General features: G+C 78.1%; 1 protein-coding gene and 1 pseudogene. Both read right to left on the bottom strand.

Features of this window, described 5'->3' with window-relative positions:
* A pseudogene (locus tag DZF91_RS23690) lies at window positions 1-357 on the bottom strand (serine/threonine-protein kinase); the annotation flags it as partial.
* A 203-nt stretch (window positions 358-560) separates the two neighbouring features.
* The coding region (locus DZF91_RS40165; protein ID WP_268915970.1) for a chromosomal replication initiator protein DnaA at window positions 561-1,381 on the bottom strand (821 nt) is incomplete at its 5' end.

Below are 1,381 nucleotides of genomic sequence, written 5' to 3'. Positions count from 1 at the left end.
GGCCCGGTGGACCGCGGCGACGGCCTTGGCCAGCGCGACCGCCATCGTGCGGAGCGCGGCGCCCCGCAGCGGCCCGCCCGCGGCGACGGTCTCGGCCAGCGGACGGCCCGGCACCAGCCGCGACACCACGTACGGCGGACGGGCCGCGGGGTCGCCGTCCAGGACGTCCACCACGTAGGGGCTGAGCACCGCGCGCATGCGCTCGACGTCGGGCGCCGCGCCCGGCGGGAGCATCCGGATCGCCACGTCGCGGCCGGACGGGTCCGCCGCCCGGTGGACCGCGCCGGACGGCCCGTCCAGCCGGGACAGCAGCCGGTACGGACCGATGTGCTCCTGGTGGCTCGTCTCGCCGCTCATGGATCCGGCACCCTATCGGGCACGGGGCCCGCCAGACGTCTCATGCGCACACCGTTTCCATGCCGTACGGAAAGCGACCGCCTCCGGCCGCCCGCCGCGATCGTCCGGCGGCCACGCGCCGTGGCCGTCCGGTCCCTGCCAGTCCGCGCCGAGGGGTGCGTGCTCGCCGTGGCCCGCTCGGCGCCGGGCCAGGGCGGCGGCCGTCACCCCAGGAAGGGGATGTGGCCGTGGAGGAGGTCGTCCACGCGCCCGCGGACGCTGTCGAGGCTGTCGCTCATCCCGTTCACCGGGGTCGTGTCGGGGGGCTGCTTCTGCGACAGCACGGCGAGCACCGTCGTGAAGATCCCGAGGACCAGGACGCCGGCGAGGGCCGCCTCGGCGCGCGGGAGCAGCGCGCCCCACACCCGCGCGAGCTGGCGGCGCGGCGCGCCGCTGCCCGGGGCGAGGGTGAGCAGGCCGATCACGAGCATCGCGGAGTAGGCGACCGCGCGCGAGGCCGTCATGCTCGGGTAGGCGAACATGAGCACGCCGAGCAGGACCGCGCCCGCCACCAGCGACAGGCCGCCGAGCAGCGCCGTCGACATCACCGCTCCGGGCAGGTGCAGCGGCGTGCGGAACGCCGCGCCGACCGCGTCGCCCGCCCGGGGGCCGCGCCGGGTGCGGCGGCCCTCCATGCCGCGCGCCGCCTTGTCCCCGGCGCGCAGCAGCAGGACGCCGACGACGGTCACGGCGACCGCGAGCAGCGGCGCGATGTTCGCGAACGCGAGCAGCGCGCCGAGCACGAGCAGGCTCAGCACCCGGTACCAGCCGAACGGCTTGGGGTGGTCGCGCTTCTCGTGCTGGTCGGGCCGCGGCCGTTCCGGGCGCCGCTGGTCGGGGCGCTGCTGGTCCGGCCGGTGCTGGTCGGGGCGGTGCGCGTCGGGGTGCCGCTGGTCGGGGCGCTGGTCCGGGCGGGGCTGCGCCTGCCGGCCGTACGGGTCGTAGGGCTGCGGCGGGTCGCCCCGGTGCAGGCCCTCCGGGGGCC

It is taken from the genome of Actinomadura logoneensis (genome assembly GCF_003428695.1).
In the GTDB taxonomy this organism is placed as follows: domain Bacteria; phylum Actinomycetota; class Actinomycetes; order Streptosporangiales; family Streptosporangiaceae; genus Spirillospora; species Spirillospora logoneensis.
Note: the sequence above shows the minus strand (reverse complement) of the source record. Positions and strands in the feature narration are given on the sequence as shown.